The 25,601-nt window shown below is 69.8% G+C and carries 20 protein-coding genes; 11 read left to right on the top strand and 9 right to left on the bottom strand.

What is annotated here, in order from left to right; all coding sequences use genetic code 11:
• Window positions 1-165 precede the first annotated feature (165 nt).
• From ACQPXM_RS21950 to ACQPXM_RS21930, 5 genes are all read left to right on the top strand, one after another.
• Window positions 166-1,158 carry an ABC transporter permease gene (locus tag ACQPXM_RS21950; protein WP_432935959.1) on the top strand — a complete coding sequence of 331 codons (993 nt, stop codon included), beginning with the start codon at window positions 166-168 and terminating at the stop codon, window positions 1,156-1,158.
• Between the two features lie 56 nt (window positions 1,159-1,214).
• Complete coding sequence (locus ACQPXM_RS21945; protein ID WP_432935956.1) at window positions 1,215-3,002, top strand: ABC transporter substrate-binding protein; 1,788 nt, start codon at window positions 1,215-1,217, stop codon at window positions 3,000-3,002.
• 97 nt (window positions 3,003-3,099) lie between these two features.
• Entirely contained in the window at window positions 3,100-4,113 is a 1,014-nt protein-coding gene (locus ACQPXM_RS21940) for an ABC transporter permease (RefSeq protein WP_432935954.1), read from the top strand.
• Window positions 4,110-5,168, top strand: coding sequence for an ABC transporter ATP-binding protein (locus ACQPXM_RS21935; protein ID WP_432935951.1), 1,059 nt, complete (start codon window positions 4,110-4,112; stop codon window positions 5,166-5,168). The genes ACQPXM_RS21940 and ACQPXM_RS21935 overlap by 4 nt, the downstream gene beginning before the upstream one ends.
• Before the next feature lie 23 nt (window positions 5,169-5,191).
• The gene (locus tag ACQPXM_RS21930; protein ID WP_432935949.1) at window positions 5,192-6,283 is read left to right on the top strand and encodes an ABC transporter ATP-binding protein; all 1,092 of its coding nucleotides are present in this window, start codon (window positions 5,192-5,194) and stop codon (window positions 6,281-6,283) included.
• A gap of 34 nt (window positions 6,284-6,317) precedes the next feature.
• On the opposite strand, the gene ACQPXM_RS21925 is transcribed toward ACQPXM_RS21930, so the two are convergent.
• The gene (locus ACQPXM_RS21925) at window positions 6,318-8,750 is read right to left on the bottom strand and encodes a tetratricopeptide repeat protein (RefSeq protein WP_432935947.1); all 2,433 of its coding nucleotides are present in this window, start codon (window positions 8,748-8,750) and stop codon (window positions 6,318-6,320) included.
• A gap of 82 nt (window positions 8,751-8,832) precedes the next feature.
• Window positions 8,833-9,093 (bottom strand): sigma factor-like helix-turn-helix DNA-binding protein, encoded by a 261-nt coding sequence (locus tag ACQPXM_RS21920; RefSeq protein WP_432935945.1) that lies wholly within the window; start codon window positions 9,091-9,093, stop codon window positions 8,833-8,835.
• A gap of 236 nt (window positions 9,094-9,329) precedes the next feature.
• On the opposite strand from ACQPXM_RS21920, the gene ACQPXM_RS21915 reads away from it, so the two are divergent.
• From ACQPXM_RS21915 to ACQPXM_RS21905, 3 genes are read left to right on the top strand one after another with little or no spacing between them, the layout of a single operon-like run.
• Complete coding sequence (locus tag ACQPXM_RS21915; protein ID WP_432935943.1) at window positions 9,330-10,166, top strand: MIP/aquaporin family protein; 837 nt, start codon at window positions 9,330-9,332, stop codon at window positions 10,164-10,166.
• 27 nt (window positions 10,167-10,193) lie between these two features.
• Complete coding sequence (glpK, locus tag ACQPXM_RS21910) at window positions 10,194-11,711, top strand: glycerol kinase GlpK (RefSeq protein ID WP_432935941.1); 1,518 nt, start codon at window positions 10,194-10,196, stop codon at window positions 11,709-11,711.
• A 46-nt stretch (window positions 11,712-11,757) separates the two neighbouring features.
• A complete protein-coding gene (locus ACQPXM_RS21905) occupies window positions 11,758-13,470 on the top strand; it encodes a glycerol-3-phosphate dehydrogenase/oxidase (RefSeq protein WP_432935938.1) in 1,713 nt (570 codons plus the stop codon).
• 50 nt (window positions 13,471-13,520) lie between these two features.
• Here ACQPXM_RS21905 and ACQPXM_RS21900 read toward each other — a convergent pair whose 3' ends face one another.
• The gene (locus ACQPXM_RS21900) at window positions 13,521-14,510 is read right to left on the bottom strand and encodes a saccharopine dehydrogenase (RefSeq protein WP_432935936.1); all 990 of its coding nucleotides are present in this window, start codon (window positions 14,508-14,510) and stop codon (window positions 13,521-13,523) included.
• Window positions 14,511-14,583: 73 nt separating this feature from the next.
• On the opposite strand from ACQPXM_RS21900, the gene ACQPXM_RS21895 reads away from it, so the two are divergent.
• The 3 genes from ACQPXM_RS21895 to ACQPXM_RS21885 all read left to right on the top strand — a co-directional run bounded on the left by ACQPXM_RS21895 (window position 14,584) and on the right by ACQPXM_RS21885 (window position 16,981).
• Window positions 14,584-15,192, top strand: coding sequence for a TetR/AcrR family transcriptional regulator (locus tag ACQPXM_RS21895; protein ID WP_432935933.1), 609 nt, complete (start codon window positions 14,584-14,586; stop codon window positions 15,190-15,192).
• A 91-nt stretch (window positions 15,193-15,283) separates the two neighbouring features.
• Complete coding sequence (locus ACQPXM_RS21890; protein ID WP_432935930.1) at window positions 15,284-16,093, top strand: GNAT family N-acetyltransferase; 810 nt, start codon at window positions 15,284-15,286, stop codon at window positions 16,091-16,093.
• A gap of 72 nt (window positions 16,094-16,165) precedes the next feature.
• Window positions 16,166-16,981, top strand: a complete 816-nt coding sequence (locus ACQPXM_RS21885) for a GNAT family N-acetyltransferase (RefSeq protein WP_432935927.1) — start codon at window positions 16,166-16,168, stop codon at window positions 16,979-16,981.
• Window position 16,982: 1 nt separating this feature from the next.
• Here the strand turns inward: ACQPXM_RS21885 and glpK (ACQPXM_RS21880) are convergent, their stop codons facing one another.
• The 6 genes from glpK (ACQPXM_RS21880) to ACQPXM_RS21855 all read right to left on the bottom strand — a co-directional run bounded on the left by glpK (ACQPXM_RS21880) (window position 16,983) and on the right by ACQPXM_RS21855 (window position 25,546).
• The gene (gene glpK / locus ACQPXM_RS21880; protein WP_432935924.1) at window positions 16,983-18,491 is read right to left on the bottom strand and encodes a glycerol kinase GlpK; all 1,509 of its coding nucleotides are present in this window, start codon (window positions 18,489-18,491) and stop codon (window positions 16,983-16,985) included.
• A 22-nt stretch (window positions 18,492-18,513) separates the two neighbouring features.
• Window positions 18,514-19,272 (bottom strand): IclR family transcriptional regulator, encoded by a 759-nt coding sequence (locus ACQPXM_RS21875; protein WP_432935921.1) that lies wholly within the window; start codon window positions 19,270-19,272, stop codon window positions 18,514-18,516.
• Between the two features lie 45 nt (window positions 19,273-19,317).
• Window positions 19,318-21,840, bottom strand: coding sequence for an ABC transporter permease (locus ACQPXM_RS21870; protein ID WP_432935919.1), 2,523 nt, complete (start codon window positions 21,838-21,840; stop codon window positions 19,318-19,320).
• Entirely contained in the window at window positions 21,840-22,604 is a 765-nt protein-coding gene (locus ACQPXM_RS21865) for an ABC transporter ATP-binding protein (RefSeq protein WP_432935917.1), read from the bottom strand. The genes ACQPXM_RS21870 and ACQPXM_RS21865 overlap by 1 nt, the downstream gene beginning before the upstream one ends.
• A 205-nt stretch (window positions 22,605-22,809) precedes the next feature.
• Window positions 22,810-24,495 carry a ribonuclease J gene (locus ACQPXM_RS21860; protein ID WP_432935914.1) on the bottom strand — a complete coding sequence of 562 codons (1,686 nt, stop codon included), beginning with the start codon at window positions 24,493-24,495 and terminating at the stop codon, window positions 22,810-22,812.
• Between the two features lie 163 nt (window positions 24,496-24,658).
• The gene (locus ACQPXM_RS21855; protein ID WP_432935912.1) at window positions 24,659-25,546 is read right to left on the bottom strand and encodes a RecB family exonuclease; all 888 of its coding nucleotides are present in this window, start codon (window positions 25,544-25,546) and stop codon (window positions 24,659-24,661) included.
• Window positions 25,547-25,601 lie beyond the last annotated feature (55 nt).

The following is a 25,601-nucleotide window of genomic DNA, read 5'->3' as shown; positions in this document are numbered from 1 at the left end:
GCGCGACCCAGAGATCTGTCCACGATACGGGACGATCTCCACGGCATCACGATCGGGCAACGCCTACTTTGCGCGTTTGACTCCGGCCGGTTCTGGCGGCAGGTTAAGGCGGCAGCCATGTCCGGTTTCGGCCGGTCACCACAACAAGGCAGGGGAACACAACGCGTGAGCACGCCACTCGAGGTCGAACCCGGATCGTCGTCGGCGCAGCCGGAAGCCGTTCTCGAGGGCGTCCGCAAGATCGAGGGCCGCTCGCTGTGGCAGATCTCCTGGATGCGGCTCAAGCGCGACAAGGTCGCCCTGGCCGGCGGCGCGGTGGTGCTGCTGCTGGTCGTGGTCGCGATCTTCGCCCCGCTGATCTGCAAGATCGTCGGCGTCACCCCGAACGACTTCCACCAGGACCTGGTCGATCCCTCGCTGCAGACCCCGATCGGCAAGTGGAACGGGATCAGCGCCGACCACCCGTTCGGGATCGAGCCGGTCAACGGCCGCGACATCTTCGCCCGGATCGTGTACGGCGCCCGGATCTCGCTGCTGATCGCGTTCCTGGCCACGCTGCTGTCGGTCGTGATCGGCACCGTGATGGGCATCGTGGCCGGCTACTTCGGCGGCTGGGTGGACACGCTGATCAGCCGTTTGATGGACATCTTCCTGGCCTTCCCGCTGGTGCTGTTCGCGCTGGCGCTGGTCGGCGCGATCCCGGACTCGGTGCTGGGGCTGTCCGGTGACCCGCTGCGGGTCGCGCTGATCGTGTTCATCATCGGCTTCTTCAGCTGGCCCTACATCGGCCGGATCATCCGCGGCCAGACGCTGTCGCTGCGCGAGCGGGAGTTCGTCGACGCGGCCCGCAGCCTGGGCGCGCGCCGGCCGTACATCCTGTTCACCGAGCTGCTGCCGAACCTGATCGCGCCGATCCTGGTCTACGCGACGCTGCTGATCCCGACCAACGTGCTGTTCGAGGCCGCGCTGTCCTACCTCGGCGTGGGCGTGCGGCCGCCGACGGCCAGCTGGGGCGACATGCTGTCGGTCGCGGCGAACTGGTACCAGGTCGCTCCGCTGTACATGGTCCCGCCCGGCCTGGCCATCTTCGTCACGGTGCTGGCCTTCAACCTGTTCGGCGACGGGCTCAGGGACGCGCTCGACCCCCGCTCGCGCTAAAGACTTCTTCCCAACCAGGGAGCCTGGCTCTCACGAAAAAAGGGGTGCAACAACAGATGAGATGGAATCGCATCACGACGGCCACCGCCGTCAGTGCGGCCGTCGCGTTGAGCCTGGTGGCTTGCGGGGGCAGCGGAAACGGCTCCGGAGGGTCGGGCGGCGGCAGCGGTAGCGGTGACGCCACCAAGGCCGAGTTCAACGCGGCGCTGACCAAGGTGTTCAACCCGAGCGACAAAAAGGGTGGAACGCTCCGGATGGCCATCACCGAGAAGTGGGACTCCACCGACCCCGGTGACACCTACTACGGCCTGTCCTGGAACCTGGTCCGCAACTACGTCCGGCCGCTGATGGTCTTCAAGTCGGCACCGGGTCCTGAGGGCACCGAGGTCGTTCCCGACCTGGCCGAGGCCGCCGGTGTGCCGAGCAACGACGCCAAGACGTGGACCTACAAGATCCGCAAGGGTGTCAAGTTCGAGGACGGCACCGAGGTCAAGGCCAAGGACGTCAAGTACGCCGTCGCGCGCTCGCTGGACAAGGCGACGCTGCCGAACGGACCGACGTACTTCAACGACTTCCTGCTCGACGTGCCGAAGGGCTACAGCGTCTACAAGGACCCGTCGATGGCAGGCATCGCCAAGGCGATCCAGACGCCGGACGACTACACGATCGTGTTCAACCTGAACAAGTCGTTCTCCGGCTTCGACTACTTCGCCCAGCTGCCGGCCACCGCTCCGGTGCCGCAGGCCAAGGACACCGGGTCGAAGTACCAGCTGCACCCGATCTCGACCGGCCCGTACAAGTTCGAGAGCCACGACCCGAACAAGGGTCTGTCGCTGATCCGCAACGACCAGTACGACCCGGCCACGGACCCGAACTCGGGCCGTAAGGCGCTGCCGGACAAGATCACCGTGGCCTACAACGTCAACGGTCCCGACATCGACAACCGGCTGCAGGCCGGCGACCTCGACGTCGACATCGCCGGTACCGGCGTCCAGGCCGAGACGCAGGCCAAGCTGCTGGCGAACCCGGAGCTCAAGGCGCACACCGACAACGTGCCGGCGCCGCGGCTCAACTTCACCGTGTTCAACAGCGAGGTCAAGCCGCTGGACAACATCGACTGCCGCAAGGCGATCCTGTACGCCGCCGACCACGAGGGTTACCAGCGCGCGTACGGCGGCCCGATCGGTGGCGACATCGCCACGAACCTGATGCCGCCGCTGGTCACCGGCGCGGAGAAGTTCGACGACTACGGCTTCGAGGCCGACAAGAACGGCAACGTCGACAAGGCCAAGGAAGCGCTGACGGCCTGCAAGATGCCGACCGGCTTCAGCACCAACATCGCCTACCGGGCCGACCGGCCGAAGGAGAAGGCGGTCGCGGAGTCGCTGCAGCAGTCGCTGGCGCGGGTCGGCATCAAGGTCACCCCGAAGGGCTTCCCGACCGGTGACTACACCAAGCTGTACGCCGGCAAGCCGGACTACGCCAAGGCCAACAACCTCGGCATGATCGTCTACAGCTGGGGTGCTGACTGGCCGGACGGCTTCGGCTTCCTGAGCCAGATCGTCGACAGCCGGACCATCCGGGCCACCGGTGGCAACACGAACCTGGGCATCCGGATCCCCGAGGTCGACGCGCTGGTCGACAAGGCGCTGGTGACCACCGACAAGGCCGAGCGCGAGAAGATCTGGGTCGACGTCGACAAGAAGGTCATGGAGCAGGCGGCGGTGCTGCCGGGCATCTGGGCCAAGGGTCTGCTGTACCGGCCGGACACGCTGGCCAACGTGTACGTGAGCGACAGCCAGAACATGTACGACTACGCCGGCATCGGTCTGGCCCAGAAGTAGTTCTCGGTTGCCCTGACCAACATTTCGCAGCAGAGGTAGGTGAAGGCTGACGGTGGCCGGTGATCAGCGATGATCACCGGCCACCACGCCGAGCACGGTGTTCGCATATCTGGTCCGCCGGGTGATCGGAGCAGTAGTCCTGCTCTTCATCGTCACGGCAGTCACGTTCTCGATCTTCTTCCTGGTTCCCAAACTCGGCGGCGCGAGCGCCGACGACCTGGCCTCGCGTTACGTCGGCAAGAGCGCGGGCGCGGAGCAGATCCACGAGACCGCAGTCAGGCTCGGCTTCACCGACCCTCTCTACGAGCAGTACGGCCGCTTCCTCAAGGGCCTGTTCGTCGGGCAGGAGTACAACTACGGCCCGGCGACGGAGCACTGCCCGGCGCCATGCTTCGGTTACTCCTTCCTGACCCAGCAACCGGTCTGGCCCGACCTCGTCGACCGACTACCGGTGACCGCGTCACTGGCCTTCGGCGCGGCGTTCATCTGGCTGGTCACCGGAGTCGGCACCGGCATCATCTCCGCATTGAAACGCGGGTCGGTGCTGGACCGGTCGCTGATGTCGGTCGCGCTGGCCGGTGTCTCGCTGCCGATCTTCTTCACCGGCCTGCTGTCGCTGTCGATCTTCAGCTACGGACTGGGCTGGACCGCCCAGGGCGGGACGAATCCGATGGACGCGGCCAACCCTGCGTGGTGGGCCTACGACCTGATCCTGCCGTGGGTCACGCTGGCCTTCCTGTACGCCGCGGCGTACGCCCGGCTGACCCGGGCCGGCATGCTCGAGACGATGAACGAGGACTTCGTCCGGACCGCTCGGGCCAAGGGCCTGACCGAGCGCACGGTCGTGATGAAGCACGGTCTGCGATCCGCGCTCACGCCGATCCTGACCATCTTCGGACTCGACCTCGGTCTGCTGCTGGGCGGTGCGATCCTGACCGAGACGACGTTCTCGCTGCCGGGCATCGGCCAGTACGCCGTGATCGCGCTGCGCGCCAACGACCTTCCCAAGGTGCTCGGCGTGACGCTGGTGGCGGCGTTCTTCATCGTGCTGGCCAACCTGATCGTCGATCTCCTGTACGCCGTCGTCGACCCGAGGGTGCGAATCTCGTGACCGAACCTGAAGCCCCCGTCCAGCGGATCGAGCGCGGCGAGGCGTTCCTCGACGTGCGCGACCTGAAGGTGCACTTCCCGACCGACGACGGCGTGGTCAAGTCGGTCGACGGCATCTCCTTCCAGCTCGAGCGCGGCAAGACGCTCGGCATCGTGGGGGAGTCCGGCTCGGGCAAGAGCGTCACCAGTCTGTCGATCATGGGCCTGCACAAGGCCGGCACGGCCAAGATCTCCGGCGAGGTGTTTCTCGACGGGCAGGACCTGATCTCCAGCAGCCGCGAGGAGGTCCGCAAGCTGCGCGGCAAGCGGATGGCGATGATCTTCCAGGACCCGCTGTCGGCGATGCACCCCTTCTACACCGTGGGCCACCAGATCGTCGAGGCCTACCGGGTGCACAACGACGTCAGCAAGCAGGTCGCGCGCAAGCACGCGATCGCGATGCTCGACCGGGTCGGCATCCCGCAGCCGGACAAGCGGGTGGACGCCTACCCGCACCAGTTCTCCGGCGGCATGCGGCAGCGCGCGATGATCGCGATGGCGCTGTCGTGCGACCCCGACCTGCTGATCGCCGACGAGCCGACCACCGCGCTCGACGTCACCGTGCAGGCGCAGATCCTGGACCTGATCCGGGACCTGCAGCGCGAGTTCAACTCCGCGGTCATCATCATCACCCACGACCTGGGCGTCGTGGCCGAGCTGGCCGACGACATCCAGGTGATGTACGCCGGCCGCGCGATCGAGTACAGCAGTGCCGACGACATCTTCGAGCGGCCGCAGCACCCCTACACCTGGGGCCTGCTCGGCTCGATGCCGCGGATCGACCGGGAGCGCACCGAGCGGCTGATCCCGATCAAGGGCAGCCCGCCCAGCCTGATCAACGTGCCGACCGGGTGCCCGTTCAACCCGCGGTGCAACTACGCCCACCTGAACGGCGGCAGCAGCGAGACCGAACGGCCGGAGCTGCTGGACATCGGCAACGGCCACAAGGTCGCCTGCCACCTCTCCCCGGAACAGCGCAGAACCGCGTGGGAGACCGACATCTTGCCGAAGCTGTGACCGGAACCGACGGAGCGAACACTGTGACCACTGCCAACACCGAGCCGTCCTCGGCGGCGCCCGCGCTGGGCGAGGAACTGCTCTCGGTCCAGGGGCTGGTGAAGCACTTCCCGATCCGCAAGGGTCTGCTGCAGCGGCAGACCGGCGCGGTCCAGGCCGTGGACGGGCTCGACTTCTCGGTCCGCAAGGGCGAGACGCTGTCGCTGGTCGGCGAGTCCGGCTGCGGCAAGACCACGACGGGCCGGCTGCTCACCCGGCTGCTCGAGCCGACCGACGGCAAGATCGTCTTCGAGGGCCACGACGTCACGCACCTGTCCGAGGGCAAGATGCGGCCGCTGCGGCGCGACATCCAGATGATCTTCCAGGACCCGTACGGCTCGCTGAACCCGCGGCACACGGTCGGCAAGATCGTCGGTGCGCCGTACCGGCTGCAGGGCGTGAAGCCCGAGGGCGGGGTCAAGAAGACCGTCCAGGAGCTGCTCGAGCTGGTCGGTCTGAACCCCGAGCACTACAACCGCTACCCGCACGAGTTCTCCGGCGGTCAGCGGCAGCGCATCGGCATCGCCCGCACGCTGGCGCTGCGGCCCAAGCTGATCGTGGCCGACGAGCCGGTCTCGGCGCTGGACGTGTCCATCCAGGCCCAGGTGGTGAACCTGCTGGAGGACCTGCAGACCGAGTTCGACCTGACCTACGTGATGATCGCGCACGACCTGTCGGTGGTCCGGCACGTGTCGGACCGGGTCGCGGTGATGTATCTGGGCAAGATCGTCGAGCTGGCCGACCGGGTCAGCCTGTACGAGAAGCCGATGCACCCCTACACGCTGGCGCTGCTGTCGGCCGTGCCGATTCCCGACACCAAGCGCAAGACCCAGCGCGAGCGGATCCGGCTCCAGGGCGACGTCCCCAGCCCGATCAACCCGCCCCCGGCCTGCCGCTTCCACACCCGCTGCTGGAAGGCGCAGGACATCTGCAAAACCATCGCGCCCCCGCTGCTGGAGCTCGCCCCCGGCCACCAGAGCGCCTGCCACTTCCCGGAGAACGCCACCGAGGAACAGGCCGCGCGAGCTTTGAAAGCCGCCGAGCAGGTGGACACGGCGGACGCCACCCGGGTCTGAACGACCGCGAACACCGGGGCCTGACAGATTTCCGTCAGGCCCCGGTGCTGTCCCGGGCCGTCCGCAGGGCGTCGGCCGCCTCCTCGGCGCGCACGGCGTCGTGTTCCCGGTAGAAGGCCTGGGCGAACTCGAGGTGCGGGGTGGCGTCGTCGTATTCGCCGAGCCCAGCCAGCAGTTGGCCGAGCAGCAACCGCGCCTGCGCCTCGCGGCGGCGGTCCTGCACGTCGACAGCGATCTCGAGCGCCCGCTCGGTGTGCTCGATCGCCGCCTCGGGGTCGGGTAGTTCGCGGCAGGTGAGCGCGAGAACGTAGTACGCGTCGCTGACGTTCTTGCGGTGGCCGATCCGGGTGAGCTCCTCGATGCCCTGCCGGATGTCGGCTACCGCGGTCTGCGGCCGGCCCGACTTCACCCGCACCCATGCCCGGTCGATCCTCGCGTTGGCGGCGGCACCGGCATCACCGCTGGCCACGAAGTGGCTCAGAGCTTCGCCGGCCGCCGCCTCGGCCGCGACGAAGTCGCCCAGCTCGGTGTGCACCTCGGACAGTGTGCTGCAGGCCATGCCGATCGCCCGGTCGTTGCCGAGTGATCTGTTCACTTCGAGCGCTCGCTGGACCAGTGGCAGCGCTTCCTGGTGGCGGCGCATCCGGATCAGCAGGCGGGCGTTGTTGTTCGCCGCGAGCGAGATTCCACGCAAACTGCCGGCCGCTTCGAAGTGCTCGCGAGCGAGCCCGAACCGCTCGGCGGACTCCTCGTACCGGGCGAGCTCCGCCAGTGCGATCGCGGCGTCGGCGTGCAGCTGGCCGACCGTCCAGTCGGCGATCCGGCCCCCGAGTACCCGGTCGATCGCCGGCAGCCAGTCGCCGAGGTTGCCACGCTTGGTGAAATACGCGTAGAGCGCGATGACCAGACCGGCCAGTTCTTCGTCACGGCCGTCGAGCCGCGACAGTTGGTCGACCAGCGCGAGCATGTTCGCGAGCTCCGCGTCGGCCCAGCGCAACGCTTGGTCGGTGCTGGAGAATTCCGGCGAGACCGGCGAGACCGGCGAGACCGGCGAGACCGGCGAGACCGGCGCGTCCGGGCGGCCAGGCCACGACATCCGGGCGGCGTTGGGCTCGGAAAGCTGAGCTGTCCGCCAGGCGACTGCGAGATAGAGGCCGAGGCTTCGGTCGAGTGCTGCGTCGCGCACGCTGTTCGGGAGGGCGTTGGCGCGTTCGCGGGCGAAGGAGCGGACGAGGTCGTGGAACTGGTAGCGCCCTGGGACCGGCGACTCCAGCAGATGCAGGTCGGTGAGGCGCTCCAGCAGACCGTCGGCCTCCGTCCGCGGGGTGTCGAGCAACGGCGCCGCGGTTTCGGCGGTGAAGTCGTGGACGTCGGTCAGGCCGAGCAGGGTGAAGGCCTGGGCCGCGCGCTGGTCGAGGGGATGCGCGCTCTGCAGGAGTTGGTCGATCGACTGCGACAGGCTGATCCGGATGTCGAGGTCGTCGGCGCCGAGGTGGTCGAGGCGGTGGGATTCGTCCTCCAGCCGGCGGACCAGGTCGGCGGCCGACGTCGAGGGATGTCCCACCAGCCAGGCCGCGGCGATCGACAACGCGAGCGGCAGATGCCCGCACAGGTCCGCGATGCGGTCGGCGGCGCCGGCGAGCCGGTCCGTACCGGCGATGGTCGCGAGCAGGCCTGCCGACTCGGCGGCTTCCAGCGGAGCCAGCTGCAGGTGGAGGCTCGCGGGCATCGTGGTCAGCGTGTTGCGGCTGGTGATGAGCACCGCCGAGCTCTCCGCGGCGGGGATCAGGTCGGCGATCTGCTCGACGTCCCGCGCGTTGTCCAGCAGCAGGAGAACCCGCCGGTCCGCGAGCCGCGTGCGGAGAGCCGCGGCGGCCTGGGCCAGATCGTCGGGCACCGCTTCCACTGGTACGCCGGTCTGCCGGAGGAGCTGGCCGATCGCGTGCAGCGAGCCGAGCGGTGCACCGGGCCCGAAGCCGCGCAGGTTGACCGACAGGACGCCGTCCGGGAACTGCTTGCTCGCCGCGTCGGCCGCCTGGATGGCCAGAGCGGTCTTGCCGACGCCGGCCATGCCACGGATCGTGGCGATCGTCGGCGCGCCGGCCCTCGTCGGGCTGCTGGTCAGCAGATCGGTGAGCTGGTCGAGCTGCTCACCCCGGCCGGTGAACACCGCGTTCGCCGGCAGCCCGCGCGCCACGATCCACGCGGGCCCGGCCTGAGCGGCAGCCGGCGCGTTGGTCGAGGCGCCCCGCGAAGCGAGGCGGCGGACCAGCGAACGCTCCTGGTCGGTGAAGCCGAGCACCCGGTCGAGCTTGTCGATCGTCGTCGCGTGCGGGAACTGCCGGACGCCGCGCTCGAGCAGACCGATCGCCTGCGGGCTGAGTCCCGCCTGCTCGGCGAGGGCCTCCTGCGTCAGCCCGCGCTCCACCCGTGTCCGCCGGAGCACCACCGCCAGAGACTCTTCCACCCGAACCTCCCGTCGTTGCCGCGCCGATTGTGGCACTGCCGGTCCGCGAGCGTGACGACGGGTGTTCGGCGTACGGGGTGGGTCAGCGGGCGACGCGTTGCATGATCAGGACCGCGTCGGGGCCCAGGTGTGAGGTGAGGCGGCGCAGGCCGTGGTGGGTGCGGCGCTTCACCGCGGGGATCGAGCAGCCGAGGATGATGGCTGCCTCGGACTCGGTGCGGGACTCGTAGTAGCGCAGGACCAGAGCGGCCCGTTGCCGGGCCGGTAGGTTGCGCAGGCCTGCGTCCAGCCACTCCCGGGCCGTCACGTCGTCGCGGTGTGCCACCGTGGCGTGCTGATTCACCTGAGTTCCCCCCTTGGTGCTGTTGTCTCCCAGTGACATGACGCTCTGGCACCTACGATCGGTTGCATCCGGGGCGTAGATTTCTTTCCGGGGTTGCCGCGGGCGCCCCGAGTGTCGTAACCGGGCCGTCGCCCGGCGGCGTTCGACAATGTCGAACGTACGGCGTTGTGCCGCCTCGCAATCGCTCCTACATTCCAGACCTCCGTGGTCGTCACGGGGTGGAAGGGAGACAGAGCATGGCTACGACTGAAGCCGTCAAGGCTAAGACCCTTCTGGGGGAGTGTTCCGCCGAGCTCGCGGGCACGTTCATCCTGATCCTGTTCGGTTGCGGTGTGGTGGCGCAGGTCGTCGCGGCCGGGATCGGGGACCACGACTCCATCGCGTGGGCGTGGGGTCTCGGTGTGACGCTGGGCATCTACGTCGCGGGCCGGATGACCGGCGCGCACCTGAACCCGGCGGTCACGATCGCGCTGGCGGCGTTCCGCGGTTTCTCCTGGAAGAAGGTGCTGCCGTACTCGGTGGCCCAGTTCCTCGGCGCGTTTCTGGCGGCGCTGGTGGTCCGCTGGAACTACACCGAGGCGCTGAACAAGTTCGACCCCGGACTGACGATCAAGAGCCAGGGAGTCTTCTCGACCCTGCCGGGCAACGGCAGCCTGGACCTCGGGGTCGGCATGTGGGGCGGGTTCCGCGACCAGATCATCGGTACGGCGATCCTGATGCTGGTCATCCTGGCGATCACCGACCTGCGCAACACCTCGCCGGGGGTCAACCTGGCGCCGTTCATCGTGGGTCTGCTGGTGGTCGGGATCGGCATGGCCTGGGGTACCAACGCCGGGTACGCGATCAACCCGGCGCGTGACTTCGGCCCGCGGCTGGCCTCGTTCTTCACCGGGTACTCCGGAGCGTTCAAGGATCAGTTCGGGGATCTGTATTTCTGGGTGCCGATCGTGGCACCGATCATCGGCGCGCTGGTGGGCGCGTTCCTCTACGACCTGCTGGTCGGGCGGTTCCTGCCGATCGCCGACGCGGACGAGGAACCGGGCCGCATCCCCGAGGAGAACACCACCGCATGACATCGATCTGTGAGGAGAGGACCTTCCATGGCTGACTTCGTCGGCGCCGTCGACCAGGGCACCACGAGCACCCGCTTCATGATCTTCGACCACTCCGGCAACGAGGTGGGCAAGCACCAGCTGGAGCACTCGCAGATCCTGCCGCAGGCGGGCTGGGTGGAGCACAACCCGGTGGAGATCTGGGAGCGGACGAGTTCGGTGATCCGCACCGCGCTGAACCAGAACAACCTGCAGGCCAGCGACCTGGCGGCGCTCGGCATCACCAACCAGCGCGAGACGGCCGTGGTCTGGAACCGCAGGACGGGCCGCCCGTACTACAACGCGATCGTCTGGCAGGACACCCGGACCGACCGCATCGCCTCGGCGCTCGAGCGCGAGGGCAAGGGCGACGTGATCCGGCAGAAGGCCGGGTTGCCGCCGGCGACCTACTTCTCGGCCGGCAAGGTGCAGTGGATCCTGGAGAACGTCGACGGGGTCCGTGAGGCCGCCGAGGCCGGTGACGCCGTGTTCGGCAACACCGACACCTGGCTGCTGTGGCACCTCACCGGCGGCGTCGACGGAGGGGTGCACGTCACCGACGTCACCAACGCCAGCCGCACGATGCTGATGAACCTGGAGACGCTCGACTGGGACGACGAGCTGATCTCGTTCTTCAACATCCCCCGGCAGATGCTGCCGGAGATCCGGCCGTCGTCCGACCCCAACAAGTACGGCGAAACGCTGGCCAATGGCCCGCTCGGTGGCGTCGTACCGCTCACAGGCGACCTCGGGGACCAGCAGGCCGCGACCGTCGGCCAGGTCTGCTTCAACCCGGGCGAGGCCAAGAACACCTACGGCACCGGCAACTTCATGCTGCTCAACACCGGCACCGAGCTGGTCCGCTCGAAGGCCGGTCTGCTCAGCACGATGGCCTACCAGTTCGGTGACGAGGCGCCGGTCTACGCGCTGGAGGGCTCGATCGCGGTCACCGGATCGGCCGTGCAGTGGCTGCGCGACCAGCTCGGCATCATCTCCGGCGCGAGCGAGACCGAGACGCTGGCCCGGCAGGTCGCCGACAACGGTGGCGTGTACTTCGTGCCGGCGTTCTCCGGCCTGTTCGCGCCGTACTGGCGCTCCGACGCGCGCGGCGCGATCGTCGGGCTGTCCCGGTTCAACACCAACGCCCATCTGGCCCGAGCAACACTGGAAGCGATCTGCTACCAGAGCAAGGACGTCGCCGACGCGATGGAGAAGGACTCCGGCGTGAAGCTGGAGGTCCTCAAGGTCGACGGCGGAGTGACGGCGAACGAGCTGTGCATGCAGATGCAGGCCGACATCCTCGGCGTGCCGGTGAGCAAGCCGGTCGTCGCGGAGACGACGGCGCTCGGCGCGGCGTACGCGGCGGGGCTGGCGGTCGGGTTCTGGAACAACACCGACGAGCTGGTGCAGAACTGGAACGAGGACAAGCGCTGGACGCCGGAGTGGAACGACCAGCAGCGCGCCGACGGGTACAAGGGCTGGGAGAAGGCGGTCCAGCGCACGCTCGACTGGGTCGACGTCGACTAGCAGCGACAAGCAGTAAGCAGTAGAGACAACCGGAAGGAACAGCACAGTGGCTGTAGTGGCTCTGTCCCCGCAAGCGAGGTCGGAGGCCATCGACGCGATGGCGGACGGCCGCGAACTGGACGTCCTGGTGATCGGTGGCGGGGTGGTCGGCACCGGGTCGGCCCTGGATGCCGCCACCCGGGGCCTGACCACCGGCCTGCTGGAGGCGCGCGACTTCGCCAGCGGCACCTCCAGCCGGTCCAGCAAGCTGGTGCACGGCGGCTTGCGGTACCTGGAGATGCTCGACTTCCGGCTGGTGCACGAGGCGTTGCAGGAGCGCGGACTGCTCCTGCAACGCCTGGCACCGCACCTGGTCAAGCCGGTGCCGTTCCTCTACCCGCTGCAGCACCGCTGGTGGGAGCGGATCTACGCCGGCGCCGGCGTCGCCCTGTACGACGCGATGGCGGTCAGCTCAGGCCTCGGCGCGGGCCTGCCGATCCACCGGCACCTGACCCGGCGCGGCGCGATGCGGCTGGTGCCGAGCCTGAAGAAGTCGGCCCTGGTCGGCGCGTTGCAGTACTACGACGCCCAGGTCGACGACGCCCGGCACACGATGGAGCTGGCCCGCACCGCGGCGTCGTACGGCGCGCATGTCGCGAACCGGGTGAAGGTGACCGGGTTCCTGCGCCAAGGCGAGCGGGTCACCGGCGTCCAGGCCAAGGACTTGGAGAGCGGCCGCGAGTTCGAGGTCCGGGCCAAGCAGGTGGTGAACGCGACCGGGGTGTGGACCGACGACACCCAGGCGATGGTCGGCGAACGCGGGCAGTACCACGTGCGCGCGTCGAAGGGCATCCACGTGGTCGTGCCGAAGGACCGGATCCAGTCCAGCACCGGGATGATCCTGCGGACCGAGAAGTCCGTGCTGTTCGTGATCCCGTGGGGCCGGCACTGGCTGATCGGCACCACCGACACCGACTGGAACCTGGACAAAGCCCACCCGGCCGCGACCAGCAAGGACATCGAGTACCTGCTCGAGCACGTGAACTCGGTGCTGACCACGCCGCTGACCCGCGAGGACGTCGAGGGCGTGTACGCCGGGCTCCGGCCGCTGCTGGCCGGCGAGTCGGAGAGCACGTCGAAGCTGTCCCGCGAGCACGTCGTCGCGCACGCCGCGCCCGGCCTCGTGGTGGTTGCCGGGGGCAAGTACACGACGTACCGGGTGATGGCCAAGGACGCCATCGACGCGGTCGCGAACGCGCTCGACGGCCGGGTGCCGAAGTGCACGACCAAAACGATCCCGCTGGTCGGCGCGGACGGCTACCCGGCGCTGTGGAACCAGCGGCACCTGATCGCGCGGGAGTCCGGGCTGCACGTGGCCCGGATCGAGCACCTGCTCAACCGGTACGGCGCGCTGATCCACGAGGTGCTGCAGCTGGTCAAGGAGGACCCGTCGCTCGGTGAGCAACTGCCGGGCACCCAGGACTACCTGAAGGCCGAGGTCGTCTACGCGGCCCGGTCCGAGGGCGCGCGGCACCTGGACGACGTACTGGCCCGGCGGACCCGGATCTCGATCGAGGCCTGGGACCGCGGCGTCGGCGCAGCGGACGCCGCGGCCCGGTTGATGGCGCCGGTGCTCGGCTGGGACGAGGCGACGATCGAGCGGGAGGTCTCGTTCTACCAGCGCCGGGTGCAGTCCGAGCGCGACTCCCAGGACCAGCCCGACGACGAGTCGGCCGACAAGGTCCGGCTGGAAGCGCCGGACATCGTCTCGCCGGTCTGAGGTCTCGGCCCGGAGCACCTCCGTGGGGGTGCTCCGGGACTTCGGGCGCTCTAGCGGTCGACGAAGGTGGCGCCGAGTTCGTCGAGTCGCCGCACGGCGTACGCCGGATCGACGAGCGATTCCGGGGTGTGCAGACCGGGCGTGATCGGGGCGCCGAGAGCGAGGCCGAGCAACCGCTCGACTCCTAGGGCGAGGCCGAGCGCGGTCAGGGGTCGCTGTCCTTCGGAATGGACCAGGTAGCGGCTCCTGCTGAGCGGATTGCCCGCGCGGTCGGTGCCTTCGAGTTCGATCCGCACCTCGACCGAGGCGCGGCCACCGGTACGCCGTCCGGCGGATTCGCCGACCGCCATGTCGAAGCGGACGTCGTCGGCGCCGGTCGCGAGCGCCAGGCTGGTGACGTCGAGAATCGCGATGCTCTGGGCGGGATAGGCCCTGCCGTCCACGCTGACCACCTCCGTCTCCACGTCGGCGATCCAGGTGAAGCGCCCGTCGCGGCGTACCAGGCCCGCGGTGGTCGCGGTGGACCAGCGCTCCAGGTCGGCGTTGCCGGCCGGGCCACCGGTATCGAGCTCGTCCAGGATCGCGCCGACCCGGATGCGATCGACGCGGCCGAACTCGCGCGTCGACGCGAGGGCCGCCAGTACGGCGGTGCCGGCGCACCAGTGGCTGGCGACCAGGACCGGTGAGGCAGTCGGCCGTTGTGCGACCGCGACGAGCTCCGGCGAGGTGTCGACGAGCGCGCTGGAGATGCTGGCGTAGGGGACGCCGTGATCCTGCGCGTAGTGCAGGCCGTTGTGGTGCGCGTCCCACAGGGTGGCGACGACGGCCGAGTGGCGCCGGTCGGTGGGCAGGCCGAGATCGCGGCGGCTCAGGTCGGTCGTCACGGCGGTGGCGTTGCCGAGCTCGTCGGCGACTTTCCGCGCGCGGCCGAGGTCACGGCCGGCGATCGTCAGTGGCAGGTCCGGGTGCCAGCGGCGAAGCAGCGCCGCGGTGTCGGCTCCGGCCTGGCCGGTGCCGCCGAGCATCAGTACTGCGTCCACAGGACTCTCCTTAGCTACATTGTGTAGGTTACGTTTTGTAGCATAAGCTTGGCGTGGTGGACAAGGGAGGCACATGACGGTCCGGTTGACCAAGCAGGCCAGGCGTGAGCAGCTGCTCGACGCCGCGATGACGATCGTCCGCACGCAGGGCGCCGACGGGCTGACCCTGGTCACGCTCGCGGAGGCCGCGGGGGTCAGCCGGCCGATCGTCTACGACCACTTCGGCACCCGGTCCGGTCTGCTGATCGAGCTCTACCGGCAGCTCGACGAGCGGTACCGGACCGCGATCAGCGCCGCGGTGCGGGAGGCGCCGCCGACGATCGACGAGGTCGCGCGAGTGATCGGCGCGGCGTACTTCGCCTGTGCCGCGGAGATGCCGGAGCTCACCGCGATCTCGGCCGCGCTGAAGGGCAGCCCGGAGATGGAGGCCGTGCAGCGCGAGTTGCTGGACGGTTACGTCGACCTGATGGCCACCGCGCTGACGCCGTACTGCGAGCTCGTGCCCGCGGCGCTGCGGCTGCGCTGCGTCGGCATCCTGGGCGCGGCCGACGCGATCGCGCGCGAGAACGCCCCCGCGGCCAAGGCGGTCCCGGCCCTTGCGGCCTTGATCGTCGGCGGGATCTCGCCATCGGCGCTGGGGTTCACCGGGCGACGCGGTGCGCGCAGGGCGTCGACCACCTGACCGTGCGACGGCGAGTTCTCGCCAGACCAGATGATGCTGAGGGCAACCAAATGGTCATCGGCTGTTTTCCTGCCGCGTTAGGGTTTTCGGCATGGACATGGTCGCACTGGCGGAGGCCGCCGAAAGTCAGTTGATGCTCGGGCTGAACGAGATCGCCGCGCCGGTGCGCGACCGGATGGGAATCGCGGTCCGCCAGGTCGGCGGTGGGATCGTCTCGTCGGTCAGCAAGGACGCGTCGGGGTTCTGGTGCAAGGCGCAGGGCTTCGGGATCAGCGAACCGCTGACCGAGAAGGTGATCGCGGAGGCGATCGACTTCTACCGGTCCGAGGGCACGGCGAGGTCGAACTTCCACCTTCCCGACCAGGTGCTGCCGCTGGACTGGCCGGAGATCGCCGCGGCGTACGGGCTGACCCGGAGCGAGGTGCTGGTCAAGACGCTGCGCGACGACCGTCCGGTCGCCCTGGCCCCGACGACGTTGCGCGTCGGCCCGGTCGGCGACGCCGACATGGCGGCCTGGGCGGCGGTGCAGATCGAGGCGTTCGAGTTCGACGACCCGGACGGCCGGATGGCCCAGATGCTTGCCTCGGTCAACGACATCGACGCGCTGACCGCGTACGGCGCCTGGGACGGCGACCTGCTGGTCGCGACCGGTGCTCTGTTCGTCGACGGCGAGGCCGGTGAGCTCGTCAGCGGTGCGACCCGGCCGAAGTACCGGGGGCGCGGCGCCCAGTCCGCGCTGCTCGCGCGGCGGGTGCGGGACGGCCTGGCGGCGGGATGCCGCTGGCTCCTGTCGGAGACCGGCAAGCCGGCCCCGGGGGAGCGCAATCCGTCGCTGGACAACCTGCGCCGGGCCGGTTTCGAAGTGATCTACGACCGCCCGATCTGGACCTGGAAAGCCTGAACCGAACCGTTTGGCCGACCGGCATAGGGTCGGGTCGGAACATCGTCACGGGGTTGTGGCCAGGAGGGTCGAATGGATCGGATCGCCGAGCTGATCGAGGCAGCGGAGGCGGAGGCGGTGTGGGGCTACGAGAACTCGGCGCCGCCCGCGGTGGCGGAGTCGCTCGGGCTCGCGAGCCGCCGGATCGCCGGCGGTGTCGTGCTCGCGATGCCGCAGGACGTGACGAACTACTGGAGCAAGGCGCTCGGCTTCGGCTTCGAGTCGCCGGTGACCCTCGAGCTGGTCGAGCAGATCGTCGACTTCTACCGCACCCACGGCGTCCGGCAGGCGACGTTGCAGTTCGCGCCGTCGGTGCTGCCCGCCGACTGGGAGGCGATCCGCGAGAAGACCGGTCTGACCGCCGGCGGCACCTGGCTGAAGCTGGCCCGCCTGGCTGGACTGGTCGAGTCCGCTGACACCGAGCTGCGGATCGGCCAGGTCGAGCCGGACCAGGCCGAAGAGTGGGCGACGACGCTGACCCGCGGCTTCGGCATGCCGGGCGACAAGATCGTGCCGATGGTCACCGGCGTCGTCGGCCGGCCCGGCTTCACGGCGTACGCGGCCTGGGACGGCGACACGATGGTCGCGGCGGCCTCGCTGTCGATGCACGAACAGGTGGCGTCGTTCGCGGGCGCGGCCGTGCTGCCGGAGTACCGGGGCCGGGGCGCGCAGTCGGCGTTGCTCGCGGCGCGGGCGCGTCAGGCGGCGGCCGACGGCGCGAAATGGCTGAGCGCCGAGACCGGGAAGCCGGACGACGGCGGGCAGAACTCCTCGCTCAACAACATGCTGCGAACCGGCTTCGAGATCCGCTACGCCCGGAAGAACTGGATCTGGCGCGCCGAGGACTGAGCTACTGCTCCGGCCGGATCCACCCGAACGTGCGCTGGACCGCCGCCTGCCAGTTGGCGTACTCGGTGGCCCGGCGCTCCGGGTCCATGTCGGGCAGCCACTGGCCGGCCCGGTGCCAGTTGCTGCGCAGGCCTTCGAGGTCCGGCCAGTAACCGACCGCCAGGCCCGCGGCGTACGCGGCGCCGAGGGAGACCGTCTCGGTCACCATCGGCCGGACCACGCGGACGTCGAGCAGGTCGGCGAGGAACTGCATCAGCAGGTTGTTCGCGGTCATGCCGCCGTCGACCTTGAGCGCCTTGAGCGCGATGCCGGAGTCGGCGTTCATCGCGTCGACCACCTCGAGGGTCTGGAAGCCGGTCGCCTCCAGCACCGCCCGGGCCAGATGCCCCTTGGTGATGTACGACGTGAGCCCGGCGATCACGCCGCGCGCCTCACTGCGCCAGTGCGGCGCGAACAGGCCGGAGAAGGCCGGCACGATGTACGCGCCGCCGTTGTCCTCGACGGTCCTGGCCAGCGTCTCGATCTCGGCGGCGGTGTGGATCAGGCCGAGGCCGTCGCGGAACCACTGGACGAGCGAGCCGGTGACCGCCATCGAGCCTTCCAGCGCGTACGCCGCGGGCTGGTCGCCGATCTGGTACGCGACGGTGGTGAGCATGCCGTGCGTCGACCGGACGATCTCCTTGCCGGTGTTGAGCAGCAGGAACGAGCCGGTGCCGTAGGTGCACTTCGCCTCGCCCGGACTGAAGCACGTCTGCCCGAACAGCGCCGCCTGCTGATCACCCAGCGCCGCCCCGATCCGTACGCCGGGCAGCACCGCCGTCGCGGTCTCGAACACCCCCGACGAAGGCCGGATCTCCGGCAGCACCGCCGCCGGTACGTCGAACGCGGCGAGCAGCTGGTCGTCCCACTCCAGCGTCTCGATGTTCATCAGCATCGTGCGGCTGGCGTTGGTCACGTCGGTGACGTGCAGCCCGCCCTCGGGTCCGCCGGTGAAGTTCCAGATCAGCCAGCTCTCCATCGTGCCGAACAGCACCTCGCCGCGCTCGGCGCGGGCCCGCAGACCGGGGGTGTGGTCGAGCATCCAGCGCAGGCGGGGCGCGGAGAAGTACGTCGTCAGCGGCAGGCCGCAGAGATCCTGGAACCGGTCCGCGCCCTGGTCGCCGGCCAGCTCGGTGATCAGGCGGTCGGTGCGGGTGTCCTGCCAGACGACGGCGTGCCCGATCGGCTGCCCGGTCCGCCGGTCCCACAGCAGGCTGGTCTCGCGCTGATTCGTGATGCCGATGGCAACGATCTGGCCGTGGTCCGCGCCGATCTGCCGGACCGCCGCGGGCACGACGCGGGTGACGTTGCGCCAGATCTCCGCGGCGTCGTGCTCGACCCAGCCCGGCTTGGGGAAGTACTGCTTGTGCTCGCGCTGGGCGACCGAGACCAGCCGGCCTCGCCGGTCGAAGAGGATGCAGCGGGTCGAGTTCGTGCCCTGGTCGACGGCCGCGACGTACTGCTCCGCCATCAGCAGCTCCTCCGCGCGGCGGTCATCGGTCGTCCCGCAGGTCGCGGCCGATGGCTTCGGCGGTGGCGCGGACCATCGTGACCAGGTCGGTGCGATGGCGCAGGCGGGAGTCGCAGATCCGCTCGATCCGCCCGGTCAGGCCGACGGCGCCGACGACCAGACCGCCGAGGCCGCGGATCGGGGCCGCGATCCCGGCCAGCTCGACGGTGTGTTCCTCGAACTCGCCGGCCCAGCCCTTGGCCCGGACCGCGGCCAGTTCGTCGGCCAGCCGGGCGGGGTCCACGATGGTGCGGGTGGTGAACGCCTCGAGGGCCTTCGGCTTCGAGGCGCCGCTGGTGTCGAACGCGAGTACCGCCTTGCCGAGCGCGCACGCGTGCGGCGGCAGCGTCGTACCGACGTCGAGGTCCTGGTCGCTGTCGTCCGGCCGGAAGACGTGGTGCACGACGACCACCTTGCCCTCGACCAGCCGGCCGACCCGGACCACCTCACCACTGCGGGACGCCAGTGAGTCGGCCCAGTTGATCGCGCGGCTGCGCAGCTCGTTCGGATCGAGGTAGGTCTCGCCGAGGCGCCCGAAGGCGTCGCTCAGCCGGTAGTGCGCGCCGGACCGGTCCTGCTCGACGAAGCCGACCTGGTGCAGCGTCCGGACGATCCCGTGCACGGTCGCCTTCGCCAGCCCGAGTGCGTTGCCGAGGTCGGCGACACCCAGGCCGTTCGGCGCGGCGGCGAGCAGGCGCAGCACTGCGGCAGCTCGCTCGATCGACTGGACGCTGCCCGGCACACCGGCAGGCTACCGGTGATCACCGCTCAACGGAGGACCTCGGCGCTACTCCGTCGCGATCGCCCGCAACACGTCCAGCCGCGCTGCCCGCCGTGACGGCCAGATCGCGGCCAGTACGCCGACCGCCGCGGCGATCACCACCGCCCCGATCAGCTGCAGCACCGGTACGTCGAGCACGCTCAACCCGTCGTCGACCATCACGTGCTGCACCGCGACTCCGGCCAGCACCCCGACGAGCAGTCCGAGTACGGCGCCGAACACCGCGATCGCGACCGCTTCCACCCGCAGCATCCGCCGCAGTTGCGGACGGTCCATCCCGATCGCGCGCAGCAGCCCGATCTCCCGGGTCCGCTCGACCACGCCGAGCGCGAGCGTGTTCACGATCCCGAGCAGCGCGATCAGTACGGCAAAGCCGAGCAGCGCTCCGACCACCCCGAGTACGCCGTTGATCGGGCCACGCTCGGCCGCGGCGTACGCGTGCTGGTCACGGACCGCCACCGACGGGTAGTCCTGGATGGCACCGAGCACCGCCTGCCGGACCGTCGCCAGGTCGGTGCCGTCGGCAACCTCGAGGTAGAGCGTCGCGTCGATCTGGCCGCCGCCGAGCTCGGTGAACCGCGGCAGGTCGGTGACGACGGCATCGAGTTGCTGGTTGGGCTCGATGATCGCGCCCACGGTCAGCCGGTGCTTGCCCGTGGTCGTGGTCAGGTCGAAGGTTTCGCCGACCGACAGTTCGAGCTGGTTCGCGAGGTTGCGGGGGAGTGCGACCTGGCCTCGGTCGAGGCTGCTGAGCTCGCCGCTGGCCACCTTCACCGTGATCGGGCCGTCCAGCGTCCGATCGGAGAGCCCGGCCAGGGTGACCTGCCGGTCGCCGACCTCGCCCGCGGACTGCCGCACGCGATGCACCGCCGAGATCCCCGGCACCTCGGCCAGCTGGTCGCCGACAGCTGTACTGAACGGGCGGCCGCCGTCACCGGTCACCACCAGCTCCGACGTGCCGATCGCGTCGGCGATGCCCCGGTCGACGGACGCCTTGGCCGAGGCGGCGATCGTCACCAGCCCGCTGACCAGCGCGAGCGAGATCATCAACGCCGACGCCGTGGCCGCCGTACGGCGGGGATTGCGCTCGGCGTTGCGCCGGCCGAGCACGACCGGGGCCCGGCGGCCGAGCGGCGCCATCAGCGCGCGGACGGCGTACCGGCTGAGCACGGGCAGGGTCATCACGAGCCCGAGCAGGATCAACGCCGTGGCCAGACCGACCAGGATCGCGGCGGGCAGCCCGGTGGCCGTGAGCGCGATCAGGAAAATCATGACGGCCATCAGCAGCAGGAAGCCGCCGAGCAGGATCCGGACCAGCAGACTCCGCTCCGGCACGGTGGTGTCGGCCCGCAGCGCGACCACCGGCGGGAGCTTGCCCGCGCGACGGGCCGCCGGGTACGCCGCGGCGGCGGTGATGCCGACGCCGAGCACGTACGACGCGATGATCGTGGCGGCGCTGACCTGCAGGGCCGCCGACGGGATCGCCAGGTCGAGCCGCTGGTACAGGTACTGGATGAGGGCGGCGACGCCGATCCCGAGCAGCAGGCCCAGGGTGGATCCGATCACGCCGATCACGAGCGCCTCGGCGAGCACTGTGCGGGTGACCTGACCGCCGGACGCGCCGACCGCGCGCAGCAGCGCCAGCTCGCGGCTGCGCTGCGCGACGACCATCGCGAACGTGTTGACGATCAGGAATGTGCCGACGAACAGCGCCAGGCCGGCGAAGAGCAGGAGAGCGGCGGTGAGACCGCCGAAGGTGTCGTCCAGCGCGCTCTCGCCGTCGGCCGACACCTGCGCCGCGGTGCGGACCTGGACGGTGTCGCCGATCGCGGTCCGGATCGCGCGGCTGACGGCGTCCGGATTGTGGCCGGGCTGAAGGGCGACGGCGATCGACGTCCAGCCGGGCTCGCCGAGCAGCAGGAGTTGGGCCGAAGCGCCGTCGAAGGAGACCAGCGGTGCGCCGGCCGACGTACCGGACAGGCCTGGGGTGGTGAAACCGGAGATCGTCGCGGTGACCGCGCGGACCGGGGTGACGACCTTGACCTTCTGGCCGAGCTCGTAGCCCTCGCGGTCGGCCGTGTTGCGGTCGAGGGTCAGCTGCTCGATGCCCCACGGCGCGGAGCCCGCGACGAGCTTGAACGGCGCGGTCCGGTCGTCGTGCGGCCAGCTCGCGCCGAACGTCGCCAGGCTGTAGGTGTCGATCGGCCGGCCGTCCTTGGCCAGGATCTCGATGTCCGGGACCAGCAGCTGGCCGTCCGTGGCGGCGACGCCGGGAACGGCGGCGATCCGGTCGGCGACGTCGTTCGGCAGGGTCGGCGGGCGGTTCGGCGTACCGGTGGACAGAGGGGAGACCGGGGTGACGGTGATGTCGGCCGTGGCGGCGGCGAAGTTCTTCTTCAGGGCGGCCGACAGGGTGTCGCTGAAAACCATCGCGCCGCTGACGAAACCGATGCCGAGCAGGACGGCGACCGTGCAGAGCACAAACCGCAGCCGGTGCGCGAGCACCGACCTGAAGCCGAGCTTGAGCATCAGCCGACCTGAGCGCTGCTGCTGTCGAGCCGCTTCATGGTGTCGAGCACGGACTCGGCCGTCGGGTCGGCGAGTTCCTCGTGCAGGCGGCCGTCGGCCAGGAACAGCACGCGGTCGGCGTACGCGGCGGCGGTCGGGTCGTGCGTCACCATCACCACCGTCTGGCCGAACTCCCGCACCGAGCGGTGCAGGAACCCGAGGACGTCGGCCGAGGCGCGGGAGTCCAGGTTGCCGGTCGGTTCGTCGGCGAACACGACGTGCGGACGGGACACCAGCGCGCGGGCACAGGCGACGCGCTGCTGCTGCCCGCCGGACAGCTCGGCCGGCTTGTGGTGCAGACGATCCGCCAGCCCGACGGTCTGCACGACGACGTCGAGCCAGGCCGGGTCGGGCTTGCGGTTGGCCAGGTCGAGCGGGAGCGTGATGTTCTCGAGCGCGGTCAGCGTCGGCACCAGGTTGAACGCCTGGAACACGAAGCCGATCCGGTCCCGGCGCAGGTGCGTCAGCGCCTTCTCGTCCAGCCGGGTCAGGTCGACGTCGCCGAGCAGCACCTGCCCGCTGGTCGGCCGGTCGAGCCCGGCCAGACAGTGCAGCAGCGTCGACTTGCCCGAGCCCGACGGTCCCATGATCGCGGTGAACCGTCCCTGCCCGAACTCGACACTGACGTCGGCCAGCGCGTCGATCCGGGTCTCACCGGAACCGTAGCTGCGCCCCAGCCCGAAGGTCCTGATCGCCACAGCCTGCTGGACGGGTGATGCGGTCATGAGGGGAACGCTAACGTGCGAGGGTTCCTCGGCCGCCGACAACCACCCGTCCCAGCATGTCTCCTTCGCCCCCCCACCGCCATTTCGGCGGTTAACCCTGGGATGTGGGGGTTCGATGGGTGCATGCGGTCGTCGAACCCACCATTTCCAGGGTTAACCGTCGAAATTGGGGCGGGGGCGGGGTGGGTTGGGACGGGGGTGGGGGTCAGGCGTCGATGACGACCGGGATGACGACCGGGCGGCGGCGCCAGTGGCGGTAGGTCCAGTTGCCGACCGCGCGGCCGACCAGCTGCTCCAGCTGGCCGGCGTCGCCGATCGCCTCGGACGCCGCCTTCGCGAGCGCTTCCTCGATCACCGGGATGACCGGCTTGAACGTGGTGTCGTCGTGCACGAACCCGCGGGCCAGGAAGTCCGGCGCCTCGGCCAGCTTGCCGGTGTTGGCGTCGACCAGCAGGACGACCGTGACGACGCCCTCCTCGCCGAGCGTGCGGCGGTCCTTGAGGTTGGCCTCGGTGACCCCGCCGACCGTCATCGCGTCGACGTACACGTAGCCGGCCTCGACCTTGCCGGTGATCTTGGCCCGGCCCTTGTGCAGGTCGACCACCACGCCGTCCTCGGCGATGATCACCCGGTCGGCCGGTACGCCGGTGCTGACCGCCAGGGCCGCGTTCGCCTTCAGGTGCCGGAACTCGCCGTGCACCGGCATCACGTTGCGCGGCTCGACCAGGTTGTAGCAGTAGACGAGCTCGCCGGCGCTGGCGTGACCGGAGACGTGCACCTTGGCGTTGCCCTTGTGCACGACGTTCGCGCCCCAGCGGATCAGGCCGTTGATCAGCCCGTAGATCGCGTTCTCGTTGCCGGGGATCAGCGAGCTGGCCATCAGCACGGTGTCGCCCTCGCCGATCCGGATCATGTGGTCACGGTTGGCCATCCGGGCCAACGCGGCCATCGGCTCGCCCTGCGACCCGGTGCAGACCAGCGTGACCTTGCGGTCCGGCAGCTGCTCGAGCTCCTTGAGGTCGACGATCAGGCCCTTCGGCACGTTCAGGTAGCCCAGGTCGCGGGCGATGCCCATGTTGCGCACCATCGAACGCCCGACGAACGCCACCTTGCGGCCGCCCGCCTTCGCCGCGTCCAGCACCTGCTGGATCCGGTGCACGTGGCTGGCGAAGCTGGACACGATGATCCGGCCGGGCGCGGTCCGGAAGACCTGGTCGATCGCCGGGCCGAGGTCCTTCTCGGCGGTGGTGAAGCCCGGGACGTCGGCGTTCGTCGAGTCGGTCAGGAACAGATCGACGCCCTCCTCACCGAGCCGGGCGAACCCGCGCAGGTCGGTGAGCCGGCGGTCCAGCGGGAACTGGTCCATCTTGAAGTCGCCGGTGTGCAGCACCAGGCCGGCCTTGGTCCGGATCGCGACCGCCAGACCGTCCGGGATCGAGTGGTTGACCGCCAGGAACTCGCACTCGAACGGGCCGAACCGGCGCTTCTCGTCCTCCTTCACCTCGACGGTCACCGGCTTGATCCGGTGCTCCTTGAGCTTGGAGGTGATGAAGGCCAGGGTCAGCTTCGAGCCGACCACGGGGATGTCGCCGCGCTCCTTGAGCAGATACGGCACCCCACCGATGTGGTCCTCGTGCCCGTGGGTCAGCACGATCGCCTCGATCTTGTCCAGCCGGTCCTGGATCCAGCTGAAGTCGGGCAGGATCACGTCGACGCCGGGCTGGTGCTCCTCGGGGAACAACACACCACAGTCGACCACCAGCAACCTGCCGCGATGTTCGAACACGGTCATGTTGCGGCCGATCTCACCCAGGCCGCCCAGAGCGACCACGCGCAGTGCGTCGTCGGGAAGGCGGGGCGGCTGACCGAGATCGGGATGCGGATGACTCATAGCCTGGACGTTATCCGAGGGTGCCGACACCCCGTGGCACCGACCTCACTTATCCGGGTGTGACCAGCACCTCAGAACAAACTTCCACCGGTACGCCGGGGTGCCGGCCGGGGGCTGCCCAGCGGGTCGATGCAGCCGCTCGCCCGCTCGGCAGATCGCCCGATCAACCGTCGATGCCCACCAGGTCCACCCCGGCCGACTGCTCGGCGACCTCCTCGACCGACCGGTTCGGCAGCGGCGGCGGCGTGCCGCCCCAGGCAGGGCACAACGCCTTGTGGTCGCACCATTCGCACAGCGGTCCCGGGCTGGGCCGCCAGTCGCCCGACTCGAGCGCCCGGGTGATCGCGCTCCACAGGGCCGCGATCTTGCGCTCGCAGGCGCGCAGGTCGGCCTCGTCGGGCACGTAGCGGACGATCTCGCCGTTGCCGAGATAGACGAGCTGGAGCATCGACGGTACGACGCCGCGCAGCCGCCACAGCACCAGCGCGTAGAACTTCATCTGGAACAGCGCCTTGGCCTCGAAGAACTCCGACGGCGAGCGGCCGGTCTTGTAGTCGACGACCCGGATCTCGCCGGTCGGGGCGACGTCGAGGCGGTCGACGTACCCGCGCAGGGTGAGGCCGGACTCGAGCTCGGTCTCGACGTACAGCTCGCGCTCGGCGGGCTCCAGCGAGTTCGGGTCTTCGAGCGTGAAGTACTTGCCGAGCAGTTGCTGCCCCTCGGCCAGCCACTGGGCCAGCTCCTCGCCCTCGGCGTCGTCCGCGAACAGCTCGGCCACCTCGGGCTCGGCCTCGAGGATGCGCTGCCACTGCGGCTCGAGCATCTGGGCCGCCTGTTCGAGCGTGCGCTCGCCGCGCGGCAGGTCGTACAAGCGTTCCAGCACGGCGTGCACGACCGTGCCGCGGACGGCAGCCGCAGAGGGCTTCTCCGGCAGCCGGTCGACGACCCGGAAGCGGTACTTCAAAGGGCAGCTCATGAAGTCGGCGGCGCGGGAAGGCGACAGGGCTCCCCGCGGGTGGCCGTGCACGTCGACCGCGGCTGCAACGCTCATACCGGAAACCCTAGGTGAGACCACCGACACTGCGGACGACCGGCGCCGCTCCTGT

This window comes from Kribbella sp. CA-253562 (genome assembly GCF_050942265.1).
Taxonomy (GTDB): domain Bacteria; phylum Actinomycetota; class Actinomycetes; order Propionibacteriales; family Kribbellaceae; genus Kribbella.
The sequence above is the reverse complement of the archived record's forward strand: the minus strand, read 5'-3'. Positions and strand labels throughout refer to the sequence as shown.